We start from the raw sequence: 25,038 nt of genomic DNA, 5'->3' as shown, positions 1-25,038 counted from the left end.
GGTGATCGACAGTGTCTGGGCAGAGCGGGACGAAATCTCAATACGCGATCCTTGCGGGGATCCTTGTGCTGGCCTTGGGGCTGCGCCTGATCGGGGCCAATGCGCCGCTGTGGTTTGACGAGTTGACGACACTGCACACACATCTGCGCCTGCCGTGGTCGCAGATGATGCACGACTTCGAGATGAACCATCACTACCTGTTCAGCCTGCAAGCCAAGGCGGCGATGGCGGTCTGGGGAGAGGCGCCCTGGGTGCTGCGCCTGCCCTCGATCCTGTTCGGCACCGCAACGGTGGCGGCGGTCTGGGTGCTGGCGCGCGATGTTCTGGGGGTGCGGATCGCGCATGTCTCGGGGCTGCTGGTGGCGATGTCCTATCACGAGGTCTGGTTTTCGCAGAACGCGCGTGGCTATGCGGAACTGGCCTTCTGGTGCGGGCTGGGGCTGATCGCCTTCCTGCGCGGGATGGACGCCACGCGCCTTGCGCCGTGGCTATGGTTCGGTGGCGCGCTGGCGGCGGCGGGCTTTACCCATCTGACCGGCACCACCTTCTTTCTGGCGCTTGGCGTGCTGTGGCTGGCCACGGTGGCGGTTCGGGCCCTGCGCGGGCAATTTACGCGCGAAACGCTGGTGCAGCCGCTGATCGGGGCCGGGCTGGGGCTTGTGGTTCTGGCGGCGGTGTATCTGCCGATGGTGCCCAGCATGCTCGACACCGTGGGCGGGGTCAGCGGCACCTCGGCAGTCGATCCGATGAAGGAATACCAGAACCCGCTGTGGACGGTGCTGGAGGGTGTGCGCACGGCCCTGGGCAGTGGTGGCGGGCTGACCGCGCTGGTGGCCCTGGCGGTGCTGGTGGTTTGCGCTGCCGGGGCTTGGAGGGCGCATCCCCACGCGCCGCTGTTCGCGCCGGCCGTGGTGCTGCACATCGTGGTCACCATCGGACTGCTGATGGCCGTGAACATGCGCATCTGGCCACGGTTCTTCTTCGTCGATATCGGGCTGATGATGATCCTGATTGTGGCCGGGGTGGCGCAAATTGCCGACTGGATTGCCGCGGTCCTGGGCCGCGACCGTCTGGGCCCATTGCTGTGGCGGGGCGGCGTTCTGGCTATGGTGCTGATCTCGGCGGTGCTGCTCAGCCGCAACTACCTTGCTCCGAAGCAGGATCTTGCGGGCGCGCTGGCCTATGCCGAAAGCCAGCGCCAGCCGGGAGAGCGCGTGTATTCGCTGGGGCCGGGCGGCGTTCTGTACCGCAGCTTTTTCGGGGCCGACTGGGGCGAGGTGCGCACTTCGCCGGAATACATGGCGATGATGGAAGATCCCTCCCCGGTGCTGCTGGTGGTGCCGTTTCCACAGCGCGTGCGCCGCGCCATCCCGGAATTCGCCGTGGATCAGGAGGGCGTCTTGCAAGAGTTGACCTTGCTGCGCGGCACCCTTGGCGACGGCAATATCGTGATCCTGCGCCGCCCCTGACAGGTGTTATCCGCGCAGTTTGGGCGCGCGGGGCGGCTTCCAATAGGCGCCGGTGGTATCGCGCAGCGCCTGATAGCGGGTCATCCGGTCTTGCGCCGCAGCCCCGCCGGTTTCGAACAGATGCCCCACAAGGCAATCCAGCACTGCCATCGCCCCGGCATAGCAGTCAAAGCCATGGGCGCTGCGGGTGGCCACATGCAGCACGATGTCGGGGTCGATCCTTGGGGCGATGACCTCGCTGTCCGACAGCAGGATCAGCGTTGCGCCACGCTCCCGCGCCAGCCGCATCGACTGGATTGTTTCGGTGGAGTAGGGCGAGAAGGTGATCGCCAGCAGGCAATCCTCGGGGCCGATGTCCAGCAATTCGTCGGTGGCCGTGCCCATGTGGCGGGGGATCAGTTCCAGCCCCGGCAGCGCCATGCGGCCCACATAGTGCAGATAATAGGCCAGGGCATAGCTGCCGCGCGTGGCGGTGACATAGGCCGTGCGGGCGCGGGTCAGGGCGGTGACCGTGCGGTTCAGCCGATCCTGCGACAGCAGCCGCAGCGACCGGGTCACGATGTCGATCTCGTTGCGGGCCATGGCGGCTTGCGCCTGGCTGGTCTGGGTGTCTTGCTCCAACCGCTCCAGCCAGTTGCCGCTTTGTGTGCCGGGGTCCGAGGCCAGCGCCTGCCGAAAGGGCGTGCGGAAGGCATCGAAGCCGGTAAACCCCATCTTCTCGGCCAGCCTTACAAGCGAATTGGCGCTGACCCCGGTTTTTCGGGCGGTGACACGGACCGGGTCCAGCGCGAAATCACTGGGGTGGTCGATGATGTACTTGGCCACATGCTTCAACCGTGGCGGCAGATCGTCGATCTGTGCCTTCAGGCGGCGGGTCAGGTCGGATTGCGGATCCATGCCATATAAAGAACATATGTTCTGAAAATGGCAAATTGAAAACGAACGCGGGATGGGCGATCTGTTGGGCACACCGCAGAAAGGCGTCCACCCATGCCCCAGACCTATATCCTTGCCGCCCCCAACGGCGCGCGCCGTGGTCACGCCGACCATGCCGCCCTGCCAGTGACACTGGATGAGATCACCGCCACCGCTGCCGCCTGTTTTGCCGCCGGCGCACAGGGGCTGCATCTGCATGTGCGCGATGACGCCGGTCAGCATTCGCTGGACGCGGGTCGGTATACCGAAGCGCTGGCCGAGCTTGCCCGCGCCGTGCCGGACATGGATCTGCAAATCACCACCGAATCCGCGGGCAAGTTCGATGTGCCCGAACAACTGGCCTGCCTGCGCGCGGTGCAACCGGGCTGGGCGTCGATCTCGGTGCGCGAAGTGGCGCGGGCGCCGGATCTGGCCGATACGCTGTACGGCACCTGCGCAGCGCAGGGCACGCGGGTGCAGCACATCCTGTATGACGCCGAGGACGCAGGCCTGCTGGCGCGTTGGCAGGCCGAGGGCATCGTGCGCCCAGAACAGGCCGAACGCATCTTCGTGCTGGGCCGATATACGACGGGCCAGGTGTCCACACCCGCCGATCTGGACGTTTTCACTGCGCCGGGCCTGCCCGAGACGCCGTGGATGGTCTGCGCCTTCGGGCCGCAGGAACACGCCTGCCTTGCCGCCGCTGCCGCCCTGGGCGGACAGGCGCGGGTCGGTTTCGAAAACAGCCTGACCGATGAAAACGGCAGTGCCTGGAAAGATAACGCCGCCTCGATCGCGGCCCTTGTCACCCGTCTGGAAGGAGCCCGGACATGAGCCATGTTTTCCCCCGCCACACCAAATCTGTCCTGCCCGTCGCGGCCAGCGGCGATGGCCCCTACCTGATCGATGATCAGGGCAAGCGCTATCTGGATTGCGGCGATGCGGCCGTGTCCTGCCTGGGCCACTCCAACCCCGCCGTCATCGCCGCCGTGCAGGCGCAGGTGGAAAAGATCGCCTTTGCCCACACCGGGTTCATGACCTCGCAACCCGCCGAGGCGCTGGCCGATCTGCTGATCGAACATGCGCCGGGCGATCTGGACCGGGTCTATTTCGTCTCGGGCGGCTCCGAAGCCACCGAGGCCGCGATCAAGCTGGCCCGCCAGTACTACATGGAGATCGGTCAGCCCGAGCGCTGCCACGTCATCGCCCGCCGCCAAAGCTATCACGGCAACACGCTGGGCGCGCTGTCGGCCGGGGGCAACGAATGGCGTCGGGCGCAATTCGCGCCGCTGCTGGTGGACATGACCCATATCGCGCCCTGCTATGAATACGCCGAGAAGGCCGAGGGCGAGAGCAGCTTCGACTATGGTCAGCGGGTCGCCAACGAATTGGAGACCGAGATCCTGCGCGTCGGCCCGGAAAAGGTCATGGCCTTCATGGCCGAACCGGTGGTTGGCGCGACGCTGGGGGCGGTGCCCTCGGTGGATGGCTACTACAAGCGCATCCGCGAAATCTGCGACCAATACGGCGTGCTGCTGATCCTGGACGAGGTCATGTGCGGCATGGGCCGGACCGGCCACCTGTTTGCCTGCGATCATGACGGTGTGGCCCCCGACATCCTGTGCATCGCCAAGGGCCTGGGCGCGGGCTATCAGCCCATCGGTGCCATGATGTGCAGCGCCCGCATCTACGCGGCGATCCGCGACGGCTCGGGCTTCTTCCAGCACGGGCACACCTATGTGGGTCACCCGGTGGCCACGGCGGCGGCCCTTGCGGTGGTGACGGAACTGACCACGCGCGACCTGCCGGCGCGCGCGGCACAGATGGGCGAGAAGCTGCAATCGGCACTGGAAGCCGCCCTTGGCCAGCATCCCAACGTCGGCGACATTCGTGGGCGCGGGCTGTTCCGGGGCATCGAACTGGTGGCCGATCGCAACAGCAAGACCCCGCTTGACCCGGCGCTGGGGACGGCGGCGAAGGTGAAGAAAGCGGCCCTGGCGCACGGGTTGATCTGCTATCCGATGTCGGGCACCCGCGACGGCAAGTATGGCGACCATATCCTGCTGGCCCCGCCGTTCATCATCGAGGACGATCAGATAGACGAATTGGTCACCAAGCTGACCGCCGCCCTGACCGAAGCTCTGGGCTGATCTGGCAAAATCATCCGGGCCGGGGGAGGGATCTTCCCCGGCCCGGATCTGTTTCAGGTCAAAGGCAGGGCCGGTGTGGGGCCGCTGTCTTCCAGGTGCCAGACCGCCTGCCAGTCGCGCCCCGTCCGCGCCAGCACCAGGAAATTCCGCTCGGCCATATAGCGTTGCTTTTGCCCCGGCAGCGGGTGGATGCGGATCTTCTGGTCAGGGATCGGCGAGGCGCCCAGCCCGGCCAGCGTTCCCAGCGACCGCGCAAAGGCCTGCGGCGGGGCCCGGTGGGCGATACCCGAGGCGACGAGCTGATGGATCAGGGTCGGGCCGCGCCCCATTTCGGCGCGGGTGGCCAGGTGAATCTCGCCCGACAGCACCGTCACCGGGGCCTTCTTGCGCAGGCGCAGCATCTGTTTCAGCATCCGCACCCATTCGGTGCGATGGGCACGGCTTTGCCATTGGTCGCGCAGGTCGTCCTCGTATTGCTGGATCTTCGGGATCATCAGCATGACCCCTTCCAGCAACGACAGGCGCGGCCCCAGCAGCGGCACCGAGGACACCATCATCACATGATCGCCCTGCGGTTCCAGAGCCTCGACCGACTGCCAACCGGCCTCGCGCATCACATGGCGCCGGCCCCGCTCGGACCGCAGATCGGGAGCAAACAGGGTCAGGCCGGGCAGTTCATGCGCCCAACTCAGGCTGCGCCCCTGCGGGTCCAGAAACAGGGTGGCCACGTCGTCCTCGGTGGCGGCATGCTGGAACAGCAAGTACATCTCGCGAGCCACCCGGAACAGGGTTTGCCCGAGGGTCGAGGACGTGTGGTCGCGGGGCAGCGAGCCCCAGCCGTCGCAGATATCGTGATCGTCCCAGACGCACAGGCTGGGCACGCGCGCCGACAGCCAGCCATAGGCCTGGCTGCCCATGGCCCCCAGATAGCGCTGCACGAAGGCCGCGCGCAGGTGCTCGGTGATTTCAGCCTGCTGGGCCTCGTCCAGATCGGGCGGGGTTTCGCCGGGCCAGCCTTCGGTCAGCGGGTGGCCGTGGGTGGCTTCATCGGCATAGATCTGGTCGCCCCCCTGCAACAACAGGGCGAAGGGCGCGTGGTCGTGGTTCCGGCCAAGCCGTTCCCACATGGCATTGCGTTCTTCGGGCGCACGATCCATGTCGCCGTTTTCCTCGCCATTGCACGAGGCGAAGGCGATGCGCAGATCGCCGGTCAGATCGGTCTGCACCGGATAGTGACTGTCGCCCAGACCATAGCCGTCGTCCTGCGGGCCAAGGTCGAAGTCGTGCCGCCAGGCGGTGACCTCTCCCAGCTCCCGCAGTTTGACCGCCGCGATCTCGCGCCCGCCGGCCTGAACCGGCGGCGGGGTTTCGCCCGGCGGCAAAAGGCTCAGGGCGGCCAGCGCCAGCCGCCCGTCGCCCCACCCGCGAAAATACAGGAACGGACCGGCGCGGTCGGGGAAGGGGTGCATTGTCACGTATCTGGCCCTTTCTCAGGCGTGCCACGGGTCGGGTCCAGCTTTTCAAGTGCCATCGTGCCCCCCGGCGTTCAAGTCCCGTCGCGGCGCGCCGCAACGTTTGAACCTATACAACGGGCGCAGAACCCGTTAGGTGCCATCGATCACCCATTTTTGACTCGCGCCGCCGTGGGTCCCCGGACCGCGCGGCTGTTTGCAACAGCAGCCGCTCCGGCTTTGCCAGAAAAGACGACCACTTCGTGAAACAAGCTCTCGCAGATGCGCTTCAGCAGCGCGGCTATACAACGCTCACCCCGGTGCAAGAGGCCGTCTCGCGGCCCGAACTGGTGGGCGTGGATCTTCTGGTATCGGCCCAGACCGGGTCGGGCAAGACCCTGGGATTCGGCCTGGCCATCGCGCCGACCCTTCTGGGCGAGGACGAGAGCTTCGGGCGGGCGGACACACCGCTGGCGCTGATCATCGCGCCGACGCGGGAACTGGCGTTGCAGGTCAAGCGCGAGCTGGGCTGGCTGTACGAAAAGGCCGGGGCAGTCATGGCGTCTTGTGTGGGCGGCATGGACATGCGCACCGAACGGCGCACGCTGGAACGGGGCGCGCATGTCGTCGTCGCCACGCCGGGCCGTCTGCGCGACCACATCACCCGCGGCTCCATCGACCTGAGCGGCATCCGAGCCATCGTGCTGGACGAAGCCGACGAGATGCTGGACCTGGGCTTCCGCGAGGATCTGGAATTCATCCTTGGCGAAGCCCCGGACGAGCGTCAGACCCTGCTGTTCTCGGCCACCGTGCCGCGTTCGATCGCGGAACTGGCCAAAAGCTATCAGAAAAACGCCGAGCGCATCGTCACCAAGTCGGAAACGACCCAGCACGCCGATATCGATTATCGCGCGATGTCGGTGTCGGATCGTGATGGCGAGAACGCGGTCATCAACACGCTGCGTTTCTACGAGGCCCCCAATGCCATCGTGTTCTGCAACACCCGCGAGATGGTGAACCGCCTGACCACCCGCCTGTCGAACCGCGGGTTCCAGGTGGTGGCGTTGTCGGGAGAGCTGTCGCAGGCCGAACGCTCGCACGCCTTGCAGGCGATGCGCGACGGGCGGGCGCGGGTTTGCGTGGCCACCGATGTGGCGGCGCGCGGCATCGACCTGCCGAACCTCGATCTGGTGATCCACGCGGAACTACCCAACAGCTTCGAAACCCTGCTGCACCGCTCGGGCCGTACCGGGCGCGCCGGGCGCAAGGGCGTCAGCGCGATGGTGGTGACCTACAAGAACCGCCGCAAGGCCAACCGCATTCTCAGCATGGCGCAACTGACGGCGGAATGGGGCGATGCGCCCTCGGCCGAGGACGTGCTGGCCCGCGATGAAGAGCGGATGCTGGCCGACCCGATCTGGACCGAAACCGGCGATGCCGACCCCGAGACCGTCACCCGTCTCGCCGAGAAGTTCACGCCCGAACAACTGGCGCGCGCCTATCTGACGCTGTACCGGGCACAGCATACCGCGCCCGAGGAACTGTCGGCGGCCACCGACGAACGCCCCGCCAAGCGCGCCGAATTCGGGCCCTCGGTCTGGTTCCAACTTTCGGTGGGCCGCACCCAGCGGGCCGAACCGCGCCGCCTGTTGCCGATGCTGTGCAAGGCCGGCGACATCACCAAGAACGAAATCGGCGCGATCCGCATCCAGGACGATCACACCGTGTTCGAGATCCGCGAACCCAATGCCGAGGCCTTCCTGGCCGCCATAGGACCCGAGCGTGTGCTGGAAGACGGGATCAAGCTGGAACGTCTGGACAGCGCCCCGACGCTGGCCCCGATGACGCGCACGCCCTATGAAGATCGCCCGCGCAAGCCGCATCGCGGGGCCGACAAGCCCCATTACGCGAAAGGCGGCAAGGACGGTGAGAAACGCTTTGACCGCCCGCGCGACGATGCCGGGTCCAAGCCTGCGGGTGGCCGTCCCAAGGCGAAATTCGACCCTGACCGGGCGGACAAGCCTTACAAGAAAGACAAACCCTTCAAGAAGGATGGCGACAAACCCGCGTCCCCCTACAAGAAGGACAAGCCGTTCAAGAAGGACGGCGCGGCGAAATCGGACAGCCCTTACCGCAAGGACAAGGAAAGCTATTCCAAGAAGGGCCCCAAGCCACCTGCGGGCAAGCCGACCAGCAAGAAAAACAAGGCCCGCGCCAGCACCGGCAAGCCGGTCAGCGCCATGGACACCAGCAAGCGCATGGACAACCGCGGCCGCCGCAAGCCCTGAACCTCAGGGCCGGGGGGATGAAACCCCCTCCGGCCCGGCGATCAATAGCCGAAGAACCGGGCGTAGAAGGACCTTGCGAAGACCTCGCGCAGGCGGCTGTCGTCATAGGCGTCCAGCACGTCGCGGATGGTGTCCGCGTGCAGCTTGCCGGTGCTGCGGTTTTCCGACACGCCCAGGTCGATGTCGCCCAGCCCCAGCCCGGCGATCAGACCCGGCAGTTGCTCGGCCATATCCTCGTACCGCAGCACGGCGATGGTCTCGCTGTCGTCTTGGCGCAGCCACAGACCATCCTGCGCGCTCAACTCTCCGATCCCGACGCCAAGGGCGCTTTGGAAATGGGTGCGGTACCAGTTGAACGGGCGCAGGACCAGATAGGTGAAGGGCACCAACGCCGGGGTCAGACCTTCCTTGATCTCGGCCGCCGAGGCCCGCGATTGCACCGAGATGTCCCAAAATGTGTCCGAGGTGGTGAACAGCGTGGAAATCTCGTCGAGCATGGCCGGAAGGGCCGCCCGGATCACCGCATCGCCATCCTCTGGCACGGTCCGGCTGGTCTGGCCCAGATAGGTCTTCATGGTCTCAAGATGCGCCTGTGCATCCTGCGTCAGCGCCGAGCGGAACCAATCCATCGGATCGCGGCACATGGACAACACCAGAAGGTTCTGGCCGGTGTCCGTCCCTGTGCGCAGCTGGGTGAACTTTCGTGTAATATCAATGTTCTCAACAAGCTGGCCGCGTTGATGAAAATAGAAATAGTCCGACATGCCGGGCGCAAACAGGCTGTCCAGAATCTGCCCCAGGGCCTGCTTGCCCATGAAATGGGATTGCACGGCCTCGACGTCCGGTAGCAGGTTCAGCGCCGCCACGATCGAGGTGCTGGCCACCTTTCCGAACTGGTAGACGACGGCATAGGTGGGCTTGTCCGCAAGCGGCGTGATTTCAGGCATTCATCAGGTCCGTGTTCTGCCGCAGCCAGGCACTGTAGCTGTCCCCGTCGCTGTCGAAGGGATCGGGAAAGGTGTCGCGCAGGTCGGGGCGGTCGCGGTACAGAACCCGCGCCGGTTTGGGAATTTTCTCGCCGTCGGAAAACTGGGCGTATTTCCACCATTTCTCCGGCAGGCCCTCGGGCTCGTTCGCCTCGACGGCCATCTTGTACCAGGCCCAAAGCTCGTAAACGTCCGAGTCGCTGCCGGCGTAGCGTTGGGTCATGATGTCCCCGACCGGTCCCAGCTTGGTGAAATGGAAGAAGGTCAGCGGACGGTCGTTGGACAGCAGCGCGCCGTCGTCATCAAAGCGAATGTCGCGGCGGCTGATGTTCCAACTCGCCACGTTGTAGCCCGGATCGCGCCAGGTCACCACGCCGTCGAAGAAACAGGGAACCAGGTTGCACCACTTCTGATCCACGAACAGGCCCACATCCAGGCGATCATGGCACCAGTCGTGCAGGCGGGCCTCCCACCAGGCGGCAAAGCGGCGGCTTTCGGCGGTGTTGGCCACGGCGATGAAACCAAGGTTGTAGGTGCCGTAATGCAGCGAGGTGATCTCGTTGTCCGAGATCCCGAGCGGGGTTTCGTCCGGTTCCACCTGGTGCGGTGTCAGGATGATGTTGCAATCGTCCAGCCGGTCGATCAGAGGATCCAGCGGCGAAAACACCGCCGTGTCGGGATCGAAATACAGCACCTTCTTGTGCGCGGGGTCATCCAGCAGATGGCGCAGGGCCGCGCCCTTGACCGCCGTGCAGGCCTCGACGATGTCATGGCCGAACAGCCACGGGCGATGATCCTCGTCCATGAAACGGTCGGGGGTCAGCACCTCGTCGAAAGCCGCCGCGATCGGGGCCATGTCGAAGCCTTCGGGGGCTTCATCCACCAGCACCGCCACCAGTTTCCAGTCCGGATGCACGCGCCGCACGCTGTCGGCCCAGGTCTTCGCACGCCCGAAGTAGTTCAGCGAGAAGCTGGTGAATGCCGCGATGGTCATGCGAATTCCCCGATCTTGACGTGGCTCAGCCCCATGTCCGACAGCTGCATGTCGAAGCTTCGGGTGGTGCGTCCGGCGCGGGCCTTCTGCGCTTCCTCGACCACTGCGTCGGTTTCGAAAAACCCGATCAGGGCGGCTTTCGAGGGCAGCACGATGCCGCAATCCTCTGCCGCGATCAGATCGGCCACATTGCCCGACCCGGTCCGGGTGATCAGCCGCGCGCCGCCGGTGACGGCTTCATAGGCCGCGAGGCAGAAGGTCTCTGGCCAACTGGCCCAGTTCAGGACCAGATCAATGCGGGCGTCGCGGATGGCATTGATCATGGCGCGGGGATCGTCGGTCGAGACTGACGCCGGGTGGAACCGGATCGCGCCGATGCCCGGATCCTCGCTGCCCAGGTAGTGAAAGCTCATATCGTCGCGCAGGGCAAAGCGCTCGGCCATTTCCAGAAAGGCGCTCCAGCCCTTGTGCGGGGCCGGGCTTCCGGCAAAGCCGATGCGAATGGGCCCGTCGTCGGCGGGTTCGGCTTGTGCCGCGGCGCCATGGGTCAGGGTCAGATGCGGCAGGATCGAGACCGGCGCCGGGGCATAGCTGTTGTGCCGGGTCCAGACATCCGCCGCCGCGCGCGACGGCGCCAGCACATGCGGGGTCAGCGCCGCGAACAGCTGGCCCATGCGGTCCAGATGGTTCCGCCGCTCGGCGCCGTAAACGCAGATCGTGCAGGCGGTCGAGGCCAGGTCGGGCGCATTGCAGAAGGCCACGTTGTTGCGTTGCAGCGCATAGGACGGGCACAGCGTAAGATAGTCATGCACCCACACCAGGACCGACGCCGGATGCACCTGCCGGGCGAGATCAATGATGGTCTCGGGCGCATGACCCATCAGCGAATGGATCACCATGGTCACCGCCACATCGTCGGTTCGGGCCGCGAGCATGTCCATCAGGGTCGCGGGGTCGAACGCGCCCAGGGACTGGCCGTCCAGCGTTACAACGAATGTCGTGTCGGTGCCCGGATCGGCAAAGGTCGGCAGCGGGATGGCGGGACGCAGGTTCAGATGGGTGACGCCCTGGTCCCGGCACAGATCGCGTTCGTGCTGGATGCAAAGCTGCACGCCGCCCACGTTGGCCTGGAAATCATCGTGCCCGATGCTCAGCACCAGCGTGCCGGTGTCGATCAGGGCGCTGCGCAGGGCCGCGTTCAGGACATCGTCGTCACCGGGCTTGGGCGGGGTTTCGGTATGGGCCACACGCCAGGCCGCGCGTTGTTCGTCTAGCGGCCGCAACCGGCGCAGAACCTCGTGCTTGAAGCCCGCCGGATGGGTCGCCGCGCGGCCTTCCTTGCGGCCGGCCACGATATAGTGCCAGAACGGATCGATGTCATGCTCGGCCACGTCCGGATTGGTCATCAGGTAGTAGCTGATCGAGAACTTGGCCGTCGGATTGCGCCCCTCGCGCCAGCCCACGGTGGCGTAATGCTGTACCGGGGAAAGTTCGGTGAAATCCACGTGCTGGTTGTTGGAGCGGTAGTAGGTTTCGTCGAAATGCGGCGCGATGTGCTGAAGCTTGTGCACGTCCGGTGCGCGATCCTGCGGCGCGTCGTCGACGGCTTCCGAGGTCGATTCCGACGTCGGCAGATCCGGAGCGGCGTCCGAGTCCTGCGACAGCCGGCCCTCGGCGCGTCCGTAGCGCAGGTAGTGCAGAAACGGGTTGATGCCGTTCTCGCGCACGTCCTCGTTGACGTCGAGATAGAACCGGGTGGAAAAACTTGGACTTGGATCCAGCCCGTCCTGCCAGCCGGTCGTCAGATAGTGTTCGGGCGCGTTCTGATCCGGCGGCAAGGCGTCTTTCAACTGCGCGGCATAGTAGATCGCATCGAGCTCGCGCGCGATCAGTTCGACATCCGAAAGGGACTCGTCACCGCCATCGTCCGAGGCTGCCTTGCCCGTCGACTTCTTTGAAAACAGGGCAGCAAGGGCAGATCGGTTCATGCATGAAGTCCCGCGTACGTCATCGGTGGGTCCGGTCGGGCTGGCTGGGATGACCGGGGTTCAACGGGCTTACAAAGCATCTGTGGGTTTTGTCAAACAGACGACGGGAATTGATTGACCCGATGCGGGTGGGCCAGGGGGTTGTGGGATGCAGTTTTACCCAGGCCTATCCCTGGCAGTCCGGGCACAGGCCTTCGGCCTCCAGGACCGAGGTTTCGATGGCAAACCCGGCCTGCGCCGCAGCACCCAGCAAGCCGCCTTGTGAGGGCGCCGAGGCTTCGGCCACCGAACTGCATTTCCGGCAGATCAGGAATGCTGGCACATGGGCATCGCGCGGATGGGTGCACACCACGAAGGCGTTGAGTTTCTCGATGCGATGCACAACGCCCAGATCCCGCAGGAAGTTCAGCGCCCGATAGGCCACCGGCGGCTGGCTGCCCAACCCGTCCTGCGCCAGCCGGTGCAGGATGTCATAGGCACCAAGGGCGCGGTGGCCTTCCAGCAGGATCTCCAGCACCCGTCGGCGGATCGGTGTCAGCTTCAGGCCGCGTTCGGTACTCAGGCGTTCGGCGACGGCCAGGGTTTCGGTGCGGCAGCGCCGGTGATCATGGGCGGCAAACCCTTCCAAGGGGGGGGCTGGGTCGGACAAGGACAGGCTCCGGGTTGCGCTGGCGGTGAGAAGGTTCTACGTGAGGCACAATTGTTATACAATAACGTGAGTGCGCCCGATGCCCTTTTCCCGTCTCGTCCCCGTTCTTGCTGTTGGCTTTCTGGCCACCGCCCCCGTCCAGGCCGCGCCGGATGTGGTCACGGATATCGCGCCGGTGCATGCACTGGTCGCGCGCGTGATGGACGGCGTCGGCGCGCCGGAAATGCTGGTCCTGCCCGGTGCCAGTCCGCACGACCATGCCATGCGGCCCTCGCAGGCGCGGGCGCTGCAACAGGCCGACGTGATCTTTCATGTGGGGGCAGGGCTGACGCCCTGGCTGGACAAAGCGCTGGGATCGCTGGCGGCGGAAGAGGCGGTGATCACGCTGTCCGACGCGCCGGGCGTGCTGCAATTGCCCAGCCGCGATATCCCGGTGTTTGCCGAGGACAGGGAGCCCCATGACGACCACGATGACCATGAGGGGCACGATGATCATGAGGGGCACGATGATCACGAAGGCCACGACAATCATGATCACGGCAGCACCGATCCGCACATGTGGCTGGACCCGGCCAATGCCATGACGTGGCTCGACATCATTGCCGACAGCCTTGCGGCGCAAGACCCTGACAATGCCGCGACCTATCGCGACAACGCGCAATCGGCGCGGGATGACCTCGTGCGGTTGACGGCGCAGATCGAAACCGCACTGGCGCCGGTCCGGGATCGACCCTTCATTGTCTACCATGACGCCTATCAATACTTCGAAGCCGCCTTCGGCATCCCGGCCACCGGCGCCGTGGCGGTATCGGACGCCGTCGATCCGGGAGCGGCCCGGATCGCAAGCATCAAGGCGGCGGTGGCCGAGCATGGCATTGTCTGTGTCTTTACCGAGCCGCAGTTCGATCCCAAGCTGGTGCAAGCCGTGTTCGAAACCAGCGGTGTCGCGGTGCGCGTCATGGATCCGCTGGGCGCCGGTCTTGTTCCCGGCCCGCAGCTTTACCCGCACCTGCTGTCCGGGCTGGCCGAAACGCTGGTCGAATGCCTGTCCTCATGACAAGTTTGCCGCGCCCGAAGCAATGGCGGGGCTTGTGCCGGGGCGCGACACATCCCACTATCCGCGCATGACCCTTGCTGAACCGTCCCTGCGCCCTGATCGGCTGGACAATCTGATTGCTTGCCCGCACTGCGATTGCCTGCACAACCTGGCCTCTGTGCCGGTTGGCGCCACGGCGCGCTGTGCGCGGTGTCATTCTGTCCTGCTGTCGCCCCGTCGCGGGGCGATTGCCACCATCGTGTCGCTGGCCTTCGGGGCGCTGATCCTGATGATCGCAGCGGTGTCCTTTCCGTTTCTCGAAATCGAGGCGTCGGGCCTCTCCAGCGCAGCTTCGGTCCTTGACGCGGTGACCGCCTTTGCCGAGGCATCGGGCATGATGGCGCCGCTATCGGTGATCGTCGCTGCGCTGATCATCCTGCTGCCGGTGGGGCGTCTTGCGGGCATCATCTATGCGCTGGGGCCGCTGGCCTTGGGGCGCCCGCCCGCGGCCCATGCCGGGCTGGCGTTTCGCGTGGCGATGCGTCTGCGCCCCTGGGCCATGGCCGAGATTTTCATCCTTGGCGTCGCCGTCGCTCTGGTCAAGATCGTCGGCCTGGCATCGGTCGGCTTCGGGTCGGCCTTCTGGGCGTTCGTCGGGCTGGTCCTGCTGATCGCTGCCAAAGACACCATGATCTGTGAAAGGTCCATATGGCGCGTTCTGGGAAAAAGGTGACCGCGCGACAGGCCGGGCTGGTCGGTTGCGGCCATTGCGGTCTGGTTGCGCCGATCACGCAAACAGAGTGTTCGCGCTGCTGGTCGCCGCTGCAAAGCCGGTATGTCAACAGCCTGCAACGGGTCTGGGCCTGGTGGCTTGCCGGGCTGATCGCCTTCATCCCCGCCAACATCTATCCGATGATGATCACCGATACCCTTGTGGCGCGGTTTTCCTCGACCATCCTGGGCGGCGCGCTGGAGCTGATCCACCATGGCGACGTTTTTGTCGGCGCCGTGGTGATTCTGGCCTCGGTCGTCATCCCGGTGGCGAAGTTCTTTGCCGTCGCCTATCTGGCCCTGATGATCCAGTTTCCCGGCAACCGGGACCCGCATCGGCTGCATCTTCTGTATGAAGTGGTGGAATTCATCGGTCGCTGGTCGATGATTGACGTATTCGTCGTGGCCATTCTGTCGGCGCTGGTCCATCTTGGCGGCGTTGCCGACATCTATCCCGGCATCGCGGCGATCTGCTTTGCAGCGACCGTCATCTTTACAATGTTCTCGGCACTCAGTCTGGACCCACGGCTGATCTGGGACGCCTACGGGGATAAACCGAGTGAGCGAAAGCGGACCGAGCGAGCTTGAAGTCGAAATGCGCAAGCCGCGCGGTATGGCCGGGCTGACCATGATCTGGCTGGTGCCGCTGATCGCGCTGTCGCTGGCTGGGTTCATGACATGGCAATCGCTGGCCGGGCGCGGCCCGCTGATCGAGATCACCTTCAACAACGGTGAAGGGGTGGTCGCGGGCGAGACCGAGCTGAAATTTCGGGATGTCACCGTTGGCAAGGTCGAGAACGTGACCTTCGGCACCGGGCTGACCAATGTGATCGTCGAGGTGCGGCTCGACAAATCCATCGCGCCTTACGTGGATGCCGATGCCGAGTTCTGGATCGTCCGGCCCGAGATTTCCGCACAGGGCGTCAGCGGTCTGGCAACGCTTCTGGGCGGTGTGTTTCTGGAAGGCGCATGGGATGCGGATCCTGGCATGCCACGGTCGACATTCGTCGGTCTGGCCAAGCAGCCGCTGTTTTCGCAGAACGAAGAGGGGGTCGAGTTCCTGCTGACCGCGCCGCTGGGCGGGCGCATCGCGGCCGGGGCACCGATCCTCTACAAGGGTGTCGAGGTCGGGTTGATCGACCGTCCGGTGCTGTCGGACGACGGTTCGCTGGTGACGGCACAGGCCTTCGTGCGCGCCCCTTATCATCACCTCGTTACAACCGGCACACGGTTCTGGAGCGCGTCGGGCATCAATGTCTCGCTGGGCACCGGCGGTCTGAAGCTGGACATCGGCAACCTGACGTCGATCATCAAGGGCGGGGTCGCCTTCGAAAACCTGGCGCTGGATGCCCAGGAAATCGGCAAGGGGCATTCCTTCAGCGTCTTTGCCTCGCGCGATGCTGCCGGAAGTGCCTCGGTGATCGAAGTTGTCGGCGCCGAAGTGCCGTTCTCGATCCTTTTCGATGGGTCCATCGATGGTCTGGCCACGGGCGCTCCGGTGAAGTTTCGCGGCCTGACGGTTGGGTCCGTCATCGGGCTGGGCAGTTTTCTGGATGAAAGCGGCGACGAGCCGAAAGTCATGATGCGCGTCGATGTGCGCCTGCTGCCGGACCGGTTTGGGATCTCGGGCGATGATGCAGAGGTCCGCACGATCGAACTTGTGGCCGAACAGGTCGGAAAGGGGTACCGGGCGCAACTGGTCAGCCAGGGGCTGCTGGGCACCTCGCTGCGCGTCGATCTCGTGCAGGTGGCGGATGCGCCACCCGCCAATCTGGCCAGCCTGACCACCGGACGTCCGGTGATCCCGGCCACGGCGTCCAACATCACCGATGTTGCGGGCTCCATGCAGACCGCCGCCGAGCGGATCGTGAACCTGCCTTACGAGGACATGTTCAAGGCGGTCACCGACCTGATCGACCATGTCAACAGCGTGGTGGCTTCGGACGGCGTGCAGGATGCCCCGGCCGAAGTGCTGGGACTGATCGAGGATTTCCGCAAGCTTGTCGGGTCGGATGCGGTGACCGAAGCCGTGACCGATGCCGCGGCCTCGCTGGTCAGCCTGAAATCCATCCTTGATCAGGTGCAGCAGAGCGAGGCTGCCGCCAGCCTGGTGGCCACCTTGAAAAGCACCGAACAGGTCGCCAGCCGGGTGGCCGAGGTCAGCAACGGCCTGCCCCAGATCACCGCCGAAATTCAGGCGTTGCTGGTCAAGGCCAATGATCTGCCGCTGGACCAGTTGATCGAAGAAGCCACGGCCGTGGTGGCATCGGCCAATACGGTCATCAGCAGTCCCGATTTCACCACCATGCCCGACAGCCTGACGCGCATCCTTGCGGATGTGGAAACCTCGGTCGGCGACGTGCGCAAGATGGTCAACGAATTTGCCGCCTCGACCGCCGTGGACTCGCTGGTGGCGGCCATGGCGCGGGTCGATACCATCGCGAAGGACGTCGAAGGCACGGTGTCCGGGCTGGACCCGATCATCGCCAACATCCAGACGCTGGCCAGCACCGCCGCCGGGCTGCCGTTGCAGGATCTGGTGTCGCGGGCCGCGACGCTGGTGGCCTCGGTCGATGCGGTGGCGTCCTCGCCCGATACGCAGGCGCTGCCGGGTCAGTTGAACGCGGCGCTGCAGACGGTGACGGCAACGGTGGCGGATGTGGAACAGATCACAAGCCGCCTGCGTGAAGGCCCCGAGGTGGACGCGCTTCTGGCCGCCCTGGGCCGGACGGACGAGATTGCCCAGTCCATCGAATCCGCCTCTGCCGGCTTGCCGGACCTTGTGGCGCGCATCGACGCGGTTGCCCGCACCGCCGAGGAACTGCCGCTGAACGAGTTGATGGCCTCGGCCACCAGTCTGGTGAACAGCGCCGAAGCGCTGGTCAGTTCCGATGAAACCGCGCAGATCCCGCCGGCGCTGGCCTATGCGCTGGACGAGTTGGGTGCGGCCTTGGCCGAACTGCGCGAAGGCGGGGCGGTGGCCAATACCAACGCCATGCTGGCCTCGGCCAGTTCCGCCGCCGACGCAGTGGCCGCCGCCGCCGCCGATCTGCCTGAACTAGCGGCACGTCTGGACGGGCTGGTGCGCCAGTCCGAGGCCCTGATGGCCACCTATGGCGAGCGGTCGCAGTTCAGCGCCCAGACCCTGGCCGCGATCCGCGACATGCGGGATGCGGCGCAGGCTGTGACCTCGCTGGCCCGCACCATTGAACGCAAACCCAATTCCCTGCTTGTTGGACGATGACCATGCGCTTTTTCCGCCCTTTCGCCGTGATCCTGCTTGGCCTTGTTGCCGGATGCGGTGGCATCGACACGCAGATCCCCTTGCCCGAGGCGTCGACCAGTCTGCGTCTGCGCCCGCTGGTGTCCTCGATCGAGGTGCGCGACATGTCGCTGCCACGCTATGCGGATGCCGATGAGATCGTTCTGCTGAACGAAGATGGCGGGCTGGAAACGCTGTCTGGCAACCTCTGGGCCGACACCCCGTCGCGCGCCAGCACTTATGCGCTGGCCGATGCCCTTGGCACCATCACCGGCGCAAGGGTGGCGGCAGAACCCTGGCCCTTCACCGATTCGCCCGCCGCGCAGGTGCAGGTGCGCGTCAGCCAGATGCACGGCGATGCCAGCGGTGTGTTTCGCCTGAAAGGCCAGTATGCGATCTCGCCGGTGGCCTCGGGGCTGGCCGACCGTTCGGGGCAGTTTGACATCACCACGCCGCTGACAGGTGACACGCCGCACGCCGTCGCGCAGGCCCAATCGCGCGCCATCACGGAATTGGCGGAAACCATCGCCCGCCGCATTGCGCGCTAAGCAGGCCTAGGGTCCCGGATGACGACGCAAGGCCAGACCAACGGGGCCGATGTGGGCGCATCCATGACCGTGACCGGGGTCAGACGGCGCATACTGCGACGGGTCCGCGGTCTTTTGGGCGGCGCATGGTTCACGCCCGTTGTTCTGGCCGGCTTCAACGGCAAGACACTTGGCCGGGTCGACAAGCTGGTCTTCAACGGAAGATCGGTGCGTGTGGAAGGCTGGTGCCAAAGCGAGAGCCTTTTCCTGGAGACCCGAACCGGCCAGATCAAGATCACCGAGCGGTTCCCGATCCCCGACCCCGATCCCAAACTGTGCCTCGGCGCACAGAATATAGCCGGGTTTCGGGAGGATCTGGACTGCACCGGCGGAGTGGTGCATCTGTCGGTTCCATTCCGCGGCCAGATGTTTGTTTACGAGTTGGCCAACCTGTAACACCGTCACGCCTGACGGCGCTCTCGTACCGGGTCCTACCAATGCTTAGCAGAGCTCTCTCCCTGTTTCGTCGCTTCTCTACTGCAGGGTTGCAGATGCAGCTTGGCCCCAAGGTCATCCGGGACCGGCATGGCGAGATTGTTGGCTGCGTGGATACCCTCGGTTTTGCGCAGGGCCGCGTGCGCATCGAAGGATGGTCGCAGGACCAGACCCTTCACCTCTTGATGACGACAGGGGATTTGCCGGTCAGCGACCGCTTTGCCCGGCCGGATGTGCCGGCGGGTGACATCACCGCCGATCCGGGCTTCCTGATCGAAGCCCCCTGGGATGGGCGGGCCCTGAGATTGGCCTGCGAAACAGCGGCGCGGGTACGAGTGATCGATCTGCCCTGTCCCGGCAAGTGGCAGCGTCGCGTCCGACTGCCCGGCGCGGCCCTGAGGCTGGCGTGGCTGGGGCTGCGGAATGTGCCGGACGTCATCGCGGCAGTGGTACACGGCGACGAGGCCGCCTACGCGCGAATGCGCGACAGGCTGGGGCTGACCGCGGCGCTGACTGCGCGCACGCTGGACCTGCCGGATGGCCTGTTTGAAGCCTCTGCCGTCACGGCCAACCCGAACCTTGCCGCCACGATCATCGTCCCCATCTACAACGCCTTCGATCTTTTGCCGGACCTGCTGTCGCGCCTGTCACGGCACACGGACGTATCAGGGCGGTTGGTACTGGTCGAAGATGCCTCGCCCGACGAACGTGTGCGTCCCTTCCTGCGCGACTGGATCAAGGGGCCCGAGGCCGCGCGATTGCCGATGCCGGTCGAACTGCTGGAAAACCCCGAAAACCTCGGCTTCATCGGAAGCGTCAACCGCGCGTTCGCAAGGGCGCTGGAGTGTCCTGATCCGGTCATCCTTCTGAACTCGGACGCGATGGTGCCTGCGGGCTGGGCGTCGCGCCTGCTGGCGCCGCTGACGGACATGGAAAACGTGGCCTCGGTCACGCCGATGTCCAACGATGCCGAGATCCTCTCGGTTCCAAGGATCGTGAGCCGCAGCGATCTTGCCCCGGATCAGGTCGACGCATTGGACGCAGCCGCAGCCGCCCTGTCACCAAGGCTGGCGAGGGTCGTGGTGCCCACCGGCGTGGGCTTCTGCATGGCGCTCAACCGCGACTTCCTTGAGAAGCTGCCAAGCTTCGATACCGTCTTCGGCAAGGGATACGGCGAAGAAGTCGACTGGTGCCAGAAAGCGCGCGCGCTTGGCGGGCGGCACATCGGGCTGGCCAATCTGTTCGTGGAACATCGCGGCGGCGCCTCGTTCGGCAGTGCCACCAAGCAGGCGCTGGTGGCGAAGAACAACGCCACCGTGGCCCGGCGCTATCCGTCCTATGATGGCGAGGTGCAGGATTTCATCCGTGCCGACCCCCTGTCCGCGCCCCGATTGGCGCTTGGGATCGCCTGGGCTTTGACCCTGAAGGATGCGCCGCTGCCGATCTATCTGGGTCATTCGCTGGGCGGCGGGGCCGAGCACTATCTGGCGCGCCGCGTGTTGGAAGATCTGGACGACTACGGTGCCGCAATCGTGGTGCGTGTCGGCGGAGATCGCCGTTGGCGGATCGAATTGCACACGCCGGATGAGGTTCTTTCTGCCGCAACCGGCAGCAGCGACACCCTGCGGGGCCTGTTCGCGGGTCCTGGCACGCGCCGGCTGGTCTATTCCTGCGGCGTTGGCGACGGCGATCCGGTTGGCCTGCCCGGCGCGCTGTTGGACCTGATCCAGCCCGACCGGGACGTGATCGAGGTTCTGTTCCACGACTACTTCCCCGTCAGCCCGTCCTACACCCTGCTGGACAGGGACGGACACTATCGCGGCGTTCCGCATCCGGGTACGGAAGACGACGCCCATGCCACGTCGCGGCCCGATGGCACGCCGGTGTCGCTGGAGCAATGGCGGGCCGAATGGGGGCGTCTGGTAGCGGCTGCCGGGGCGCTGGTGGTGTTCTCCCGCGCCAGCCGGGACATCGTGGCGCAAGCCTATCCGCAGGCCGCGGATCGTATTCGGCTGCTGCCGCATGGCGACACCCACGTGGTGCCGCGGATCACCCCGCCGGCCACCGGCACGCCGGGCATCGGTGTGCTGGGCGACATCGGGTTCCAGAAAGGGGCCGAGGTCGTGGCGCGGCTGGGCGGTGTGCTGGATCCCGCGCGGCATAGTCTGACCATCATCGGCCGCGTCGATCCGGCCCATACGCCGCCTGCCCATGTGACTGTGCACGGGCGCTATGCGCTGGACGATCTTCCCCGGCTTGCCGCCACATACGGCATCGACCGCTGGTTCATCCCGTCGATCTGGCCCGAGACATTCTCCTATACCACGCGCGAGGCGATCTCGACCGGGTTGCCGGTCTTCTGCTTCGATCTGGGCGGCCAGGCCGAGGGGGTGGCCCCGGCTGTCAACGGTCACCTGCTGCCGCTGGCATTGGCCGACGATCCCAAAGCCCTGGCACAGGCGCTGATCCGCCGGACTGAGCCACAAAAAAAACTTGGCTTGGATTCCAGCGCGGCAGAGTAGTAGGGTTTTCGCAGTCGCGGCATCGCTTCATTGTCGCAGGATTTCAGATGACTGGCAGGATTTTTTGACCCTTCTTGTGCGCCTTTTCCATCGGTTTGCCGATGAACAGGCTCGAATTGAGCAACCGGGCTTTCCGTTGAAGGCACCGGGCGGCGGGCAATTCGGGACGGTTGCGGGCTGCCGGGTGGAGCGCTGTCGCCGCATCGTGGAGGGTGTTGCACCGGGGGCCGAGGTGGCCTTGGTGTGCAAATCCACGCGCGCCGAGGCGCGGGCGGACCTGGGCACCATGTCCGCCGACGGACGCTTTGTGCTGGACCTGCCGGTCGGCCATTCGACACCGTGGCTGGTTCTGAAGGTCGACGGGGAACGCCATGAATATCCGCTGCCCCCGATCTCGCGGACGCGTCGGATGTGGTCGCGCGTGGCGGTACTGCCGCGTTTTCTGGTCACCACGGCGCGGCTTGTGCCCGACGGCATCCGCTGGCGGTTTACGCAGGATCTTGAGGCGCGCGAGCGCATCAAGCGCCGTCTGGGATTTGCGCAGCAAGCCGTCTGGACCGATCTGGATCCTCGCTTTCTGGAGCCTGCGTCCGACGAAGCCGACGCGCCCGACCCGACGCCCATCACCCTGATCCTGCCCGTCCACAACGCTTTTGATCTGCTGTCCCCGGTTCTGGACCGGATCCAGCGCCACACCGATCTGCAATGGCGCATGATCCTCATTGAGGACGCCTCGACCGACGACAGGGTCCGGCCCTTGCTGCGGGACTGGGCGGCCGAGATGAACCAGATCGAACAGGGGCGTGTCGAGCTGATCGAGCAGGACGAGAACCGGGGATTTGTCGGCAGCGTCAACCTGGCGTTTTCACGGGCGGTCGAGATCGGGCAGGACGTTGTGCTGCTGAACTCCGATTGCTTCCTGCCGGACGCCTGGGCCAGCCGCCTGCTGTCGCCGCTGCGCGCGCAACGCCATGTGGCCACGGTCACCCCCATGGCCAATGATGCCGAGCTTCTGTCGGTGCCGATGCTGGCCCGGCGCGGACCGCTGGCCGAAGGCGCGGTGGACCGTATCGACGCTGCGGCCCGCCTGGCCGACCTGCCGCCCTCGCTGACGCCGCTGCCCACGGGCGTTGGTTTCTGTATGGCCATCGACATCGACTATCTGCTCAAGGTTCCGGCTTACGACACCGCCTTCGGCACGGGCTATGGCGAGGAGGTCGACTGGTGCCAGAAGATCCGCGCCCTGGGCGGCTTTCACTGTGCCCATCCCGGCGTTTTCGTCGAACATCGCGGCGCGGCGTCCTTCGGGACCGAACAGAAGGCCGCGCGTATACGCAAGAACGATCGCCTGATCGCGCAGCGCTATCCTGAGTTTGCCCGGCAGGTGCAGCGCTTTGTCAGCGACGACCCGCTGCTGACCGAACGGTTGTTTCTGGCCTGTGCCTGGATCGGCGCCCATGGGGACACGCCGGTGCCGGTGTTTCTGGCCCATTCGCTGGGTGGCGGGGCCGATGCCATGGTACAGGCACGGATCAAGGCGCGCACGCGGGCCGGCCTGGGTGCCGTGGTCCTGCGCGTGGGCGGTGTGCAGCGCTGGCAATTGGAGGCGCACACCCCGCAAGGTGTCACCAAGGGTGCGACCGGCGATTTCGCCATGATCGAGAAGTTGCTGTCCGGGGTCACCACGCGCCACGTGATCTATTCTTGCGGGGTCGGCGACCCCTGGGCACATGAATTGCCGCGTCATCTGGCCTGTCTGCGCCGGCGTCCCTCGGATCTGCTGGAGATCGAGGTACATGACTTCTTCCCGATCTCGCCGTCCCAGACCCTGCTGGACGGGCAGGGCTTCTACAACGGGGTTCCGCATCCCCCGGACGCGGGCAGCGCACATGTGTTCCGGGGCCGCCGCGGGTTGCGGGTGTCGCTGGAGACCTGGCAAGAGACCTGGCAGGGCGTAATGCGCGCGGCCAGTCGCGTCACCGTCTTCTCGCACTCCAGTTTCGACATCATGGCAGAGGTCTTTCCCAAGACGGTGGATCGGATGGTCGTGCAGCCGCACCCGCTGAAGAACCTGCCACCCGTGCTGCCCCGGCCCGACCCCGCCGCCGCGCCGGTGATCGGGGTGCTGGGCCATATCCGCAAACACAAGGGCGCGGCCCTGTTGCGGGACATGTCGCAACTTCTGGCGCGCGGGGGGCAGGCGCGAGTGGTCGTGCTGGGCACGGTAGAGCCGTCGTTCCGTCTGGCGCGCAGCGCGACCATTCATGGCGCTTACCGAACCTCGGACATTCCCGCGCTGGTCCGGCGCTATGGCATCACCTGCTGGATGATTCCGTCGATCTGGCCCGAGACCTTCTCCTTCGTCACCCATGAGGCGCTGGCCACCGGGTTGCCGGTCTTTGCCTATGATCTGGGCGGGCAGGGCGATGCCTTGCGGGCGGCGCCCAATGGTCACCCGCTGCCCTTCGTGCCGGGGGGTGATGCAATGACCTTTGCCGCAGGTCTGGAACAGGCCGGCGTGATCGGCGCTGCGCAAGAACGGGTGCCGATGCTCAGGCGCGCCGGGCTGGCCGCTCAGACATAGCCCAGGCCGGCGAAGGCCCGCAGCATCAGCGTGGCGCGCCGGGACTGCCGGCAAAGGCCCAACCGGCGATAGCCCACCATGCGTGCAACGCCCGGACGCTCCTGCAGGGCAAGATAGTCATGGCACAATGACCGGGCCTCGGGTGTCGCCGGCAGATCGGCCTGCAACAGCGCCTCGGCGTTCTGCGTCAGCCAGCCGCGATAGATGCCCTCGGCGATCAGCCGATACCGCTTGCGCCCGGCGCCCGTGCCCTTGTTATAGCCGATGTGATTGTCGCCATGCTGCCGGTAGAGCAGCACCGGGTCATCCTCAAGCACAATGGGGATATCGCAGGCAGACAGCGCCAGATAGCACCACCAGTCGTGGAACGGCACCGACACCGGGCCGGCCTGCCGCAGCAGGGCATGGGCGGCGGGGGTCAGGACGATGGTGCTGCCGTGCAGGACGTTCTGCACCAGTGCATTGTGCAGGCTGGGCGTGGTGCCGTTGGTGTGCAGGCGTCCGATCGGTGTCAGGTCGGCATCGGTGACGGTGCTGCCCGCCGCATAACAAGCGGGGGTGTCGTCCCCGTGATTCCTCAGGCTTGCCACGGCGCGCGCGAGCTTTTCGGGCAGCCACACATCATCCTGATCGCAAAAGGCAATCCGGCGGGGGCCAAGGTCCGGGTGGCACAGCAGGGCCAGATAGTTGGCCGCCGCCCCGCGCCCCGCACCGCTCAGCAGGCGAATCTCGCGATCGGGATGGGCCTCGCGGAAGTCCTTCAGGATTTCCAGCGTGCCATCGGTCGAGCCGTCATCGCTTATCCACAGGGCCCAGTCGGTCAGGGTCTGGGCCGCGATGGACTCCAGTTGCGCCTGCAGGAAGCGGGCGCCGTTGTGGGTGCAAAGAAGGATGGTGACAGAGGACACGCGGAACCGGGCAATTGGGGCGGATGCCCCCCCTATAGGACGA

Annotated in this window: 19 protein-coding genes; 12 read left to right on the top strand and 7 right to left on the bottom strand. The window is 65.7% G+C overall.

Features of this window, described 5'->3' with window-relative positions; genetic code table 11:
• Window positions 1-11 precede the first annotated feature (11 nt).
• Window positions 12-1,469: a glycosyltransferase family 39 protein gene (locus H8B03_RS09095; protein ID WP_193141424.1), complete on the top strand. Its 1,458-nt coding sequence runs from the start codon at window positions 12-14 to the stop codon at window positions 1,467-1,469.
• Between the two features lie 6 nt (window positions 1,470-1,475).
• On the opposite strand, the gene H8B03_RS09090 is transcribed toward H8B03_RS09095, so the two are convergent.
• Complete coding sequence (locus H8B03_RS09090; RefSeq protein ID WP_193141423.1) at window positions 1,476-2,366, bottom strand: MurR/RpiR family transcriptional regulator; 891 nt, start codon at window positions 2,364-2,366, stop codon at window positions 1,476-1,478.
• A gap of 93 nt (window positions 2,367-2,459) precedes the next feature.
• Between H8B03_RS09090 and H8B03_RS09085 the strand changes: the two genes are divergently transcribed.
• Entirely contained in the window at window positions 2,460-3,218 is a 759-nt protein-coding gene (locus H8B03_RS09085; RefSeq protein ID WP_193141422.1) for a 3-keto-5-aminohexanoate cleavage protein, read from the top strand.
• Window positions 3,215-4,534, top strand: a complete 1,320-nt coding sequence (locus H8B03_RS09080; RefSeq protein ID WP_193141421.1) for an aspartate aminotransferase family protein — start codon at window positions 3,215-3,217, stop codon at window positions 4,532-4,534. Before H8B03_RS09085 ends, H8B03_RS09080 begins: the two co-directional genes overlap by 4 nt.
• A gap of 53 nt (window positions 4,535-4,587) precedes the next feature.
• Here H8B03_RS09080 and H8B03_RS09075 read toward each other — a convergent pair whose 3' ends face one another.
• Window positions 4,588-6,003 carry an alkaline phosphatase D family protein gene (locus H8B03_RS09075; protein ID WP_193141554.1) on the bottom strand — a complete coding sequence of 472 codons (1,416 nt, stop codon included), beginning with the start codon at window positions 6,001-6,003 and terminating at the stop codon, window positions 4,588-4,590.
• Between the two features lie 245 nt (window positions 6,004-6,248).
• Between H8B03_RS09075 and H8B03_RS09070 the strand changes: the two genes are divergently transcribed.
• Window positions 6,249-8,273, top strand: coding sequence for a DEAD/DEAH box helicase (locus tag H8B03_RS09070; protein ID WP_193141420.1), 2,025 nt, complete (start codon window positions 6,249-6,251; stop codon window positions 8,271-8,273).
• 41 nt (window positions 8,274-8,314) lie between these two features.
• Here the strand turns inward: H8B03_RS09070 and H8B03_RS09065 are convergent, their stop codons facing one another.
• From H8B03_RS09065 to H8B03_RS09050, 4 genes are all read right to left on the bottom strand, one after another.
• Window positions 8,315-9,220 (bottom strand): hypothetical protein, encoded by a 906-nt coding sequence (locus tag H8B03_RS09065; RefSeq protein WP_193141419.1) that lies wholly within the window; start codon window positions 9,218-9,220, stop codon window positions 8,315-8,317.
• A complete protein-coding gene (locus H8B03_RS09060) occupies window positions 9,213-10,253 on the bottom strand; it encodes a hypothetical protein (protein ID WP_193141418.1) in 1,041 nt (346 codons plus the stop codon). Before H8B03_RS09060 ends, H8B03_RS09065 begins: the two co-directional genes overlap by 8 nt.
• Window positions 10,250-12,241 (bottom strand): hypothetical protein, encoded by a 1,992-nt coding sequence (locus H8B03_RS09055; protein ID WP_193141417.1) that lies wholly within the window; start codon window positions 12,239-12,241, stop codon window positions 10,250-10,252. The genes H8B03_RS09060 and H8B03_RS09055 overlap by 4 nt, the downstream gene beginning before the upstream one ends.
• A 166-nt stretch (window positions 12,242-12,407) precedes the next feature.
• The gene (locus H8B03_RS09050; protein WP_226925812.1) at window positions 12,408-12,890 is read right to left on the bottom strand and encodes a Fur family transcriptional regulator; all 483 of its coding nucleotides are present in this window, start codon (window positions 12,888-12,890) and stop codon (window positions 12,408-12,410) included.
• Window positions 12,891-12,969: 79 nt separating this feature from the next.
• Here H8B03_RS09050 and H8B03_RS09045 point away from each other — a divergent pair, with 79 nt between their 5' ends.
• The 8 genes from H8B03_RS09045 (at window position 12,970) to H8B03_RS09010 (ending at window position 24,087) form a co-directional block, all read left to right on the top strand.
• Window positions 12,970-13,947: a zinc ABC transporter substrate-binding protein gene (locus H8B03_RS09045; RefSeq protein WP_193141416.1), complete on the top strand. Its 978-nt coding sequence runs from the start codon at window positions 12,970-12,972 to the stop codon at window positions 13,945-13,947.
• A 67-nt stretch (window positions 13,948-14,014) separates the two neighbouring features.
• A complete protein-coding gene (locus H8B03_RS09040; protein ID WP_193141415.1) occupies window positions 14,015-14,659 on the top strand; it encodes a paraquat-inducible protein A in 645 nt (214 codons plus the stop codon).
• Window positions 14,656-15,285 carry a paraquat-inducible protein A gene (locus tag H8B03_RS09035; RefSeq protein WP_319022457.1) on the top strand — a complete coding sequence of 210 codons (630 nt, stop codon included), beginning with the start codon at window positions 14,656-14,658 and terminating at the stop codon, window positions 15,283-15,285. The genes H8B03_RS09040 and H8B03_RS09035 overlap by 4 nt, the downstream gene beginning before the upstream one ends.
• Window positions 15,257-17,941: a PqiB family protein gene (locus tag H8B03_RS09030; protein WP_193141413.1), complete on the top strand. Its 2,685-nt coding sequence runs from the start codon at window positions 15,257-15,259 to the stop codon at window positions 17,939-17,941. Before H8B03_RS09035 ends, H8B03_RS09030 begins: the two co-directional genes overlap by 29 nt.
• 2 nt (window positions 17,942-17,943) lie before the next feature.
• The gene (locus H8B03_RS09025; RefSeq protein WP_193141412.1) at window positions 17,944-18,507 is read left to right on the top strand and encodes a membrane integrity-associated transporter subunit PqiC; all 564 of its coding nucleotides are present in this window, start codon (window positions 17,944-17,946) and stop codon (window positions 18,505-18,507) included.
• Window positions 18,508-18,525: 18 nt separating this feature from the next.
• Window positions 18,526-18,942, top strand: a complete 417-nt coding sequence (locus H8B03_RS09020; protein ID WP_193141411.1) for a hypothetical protein — start codon at window positions 18,526-18,528, stop codon at window positions 18,940-18,942.
• Between the two features lie 95 nt (window positions 18,943-19,037).
• Window positions 19,038-21,503, top strand: coding sequence for a glycosyltransferase (locus H8B03_RS09015; protein ID WP_193141410.1), 2,466 nt, complete (start codon window positions 19,038-19,040; stop codon window positions 21,501-21,503).
• A 184-nt stretch (window positions 21,504-21,687) separates the two neighbouring features.
• Window positions 21,688-24,087 (top strand): glycosyltransferase, encoded by a 2,400-nt coding sequence (locus H8B03_RS09010; protein ID WP_193141409.1) that lies wholly within the window; start codon window positions 21,688-21,690, stop codon window positions 24,085-24,087.
• Here H8B03_RS09010 and H8B03_RS09005 read toward each other — a convergent pair.
• Window positions 24,078-24,995, bottom strand: a complete 918-nt coding sequence (locus H8B03_RS09005) for a glycosyltransferase family 2 protein (protein ID WP_193141408.1) — start codon at window positions 24,993-24,995, stop codon at window positions 24,078-24,080. The genes H8B03_RS09010 and H8B03_RS09005 overlap by 10 nt on opposite strands.
• Window positions 24,996-25,038: the final 43 nt, after the last annotated feature.

The organism is Meridianimarinicoccus sp. MJW13 (assembly GCF_014901205.1).
Lineage (GTDB): Bacteria > Pseudomonadota > Alphaproteobacteria > Rhodobacterales > Rhodobacteraceae > Meridianimarinicoccus.
This window is presented reverse-complemented; position numbering and strand designations above follow the sequence as displayed.

What these genes read in the sequence shown, in the direction of transcription:
- H8B03_RS09090 (WP_193141423.1), bottom strand. Translation starts at nt 2,366, where the DNA reads ATGGATCCGCAATCCGACCTGACCCGCCGCCTGAAGGCACAGATCGAC.
- H8B03_RS09085 (WP_193141422.1), top strand. Translation starts at nt 2,460, where the DNA reads ATGCCCCAGACCTATATCCTTGCCGCCCCCAACGGCGCGCGCCGTGGT.
- H8B03_RS09080 (WP_193141421.1), top strand. Translation starts at nt 3,215, where the DNA reads ATGAGCCATGTTTTCCCCCGCCACACCAAATCTGTCCTGCCCGTCGCG.
- H8B03_RS09075 (WP_193141554.1), bottom strand. Translation starts at nt 6,003, where the DNA reads ATGCACCCCTTCCCCGACCGCGCCGGTCCGTTCCTGTATTTTCGCGGG.
- H8B03_RS09065 (WP_193141419.1), bottom strand. Translation starts at nt 9,220, where the DNA reads ATGCCTGAAATCACGCCGCTTGCGGACAAGCCCACCTATGCCGTCGTC.
- H8B03_RS09060 (WP_193141418.1), bottom strand. Translation starts at nt 10,253, where the DNA reads ATGACCATCGCGGCATTCACCAGCTTCTCGCTGAACTACTTCGGGCGT.
- H8B03_RS09055 (WP_193141417.1), bottom strand. Translation starts at nt 12,241, where the DNA reads ATGAACCGATCTGCCCTTGCTGCCCTGTTTTCAAAGAAGTCGACGGGC.
- H8B03_RS09045 (WP_193141416.1), top strand. Translation starts at nt 12,970, where the DNA reads ATGCCCTTTTCCCGTCTCGTCCCCGTTCTTGCTGTTGGCTTTCTGGCC.
- H8B03_RS09040 (WP_193141415.1), top strand. Translation starts at nt 14,015, where the DNA reads ATGACCCTTGCTGAACCGTCCCTGCGCCCTGATCGGCTGGACAATCTG.
- H8B03_RS09025 (WP_193141412.1), top strand. Translation starts at nt 17,944, where the DNA reads ATGCGCTTTTTCCGCCCTTTCGCCGTGATCCTGCTTGGCCTTGTTGCC.
- H8B03_RS09020 (WP_193141411.1), top strand. Translation starts at nt 18,526, where the DNA reads ATGACGACGCAAGGCCAGACCAACGGGGCCGATGTGGGCGCATCCATG.
- H8B03_RS09015 (WP_193141410.1), top strand. Translation starts at nt 19,038, where the DNA reads ATGCAGCTTGGCCCCAAGGTCATCCGGGACCGGCATGGCGAGATTGTT.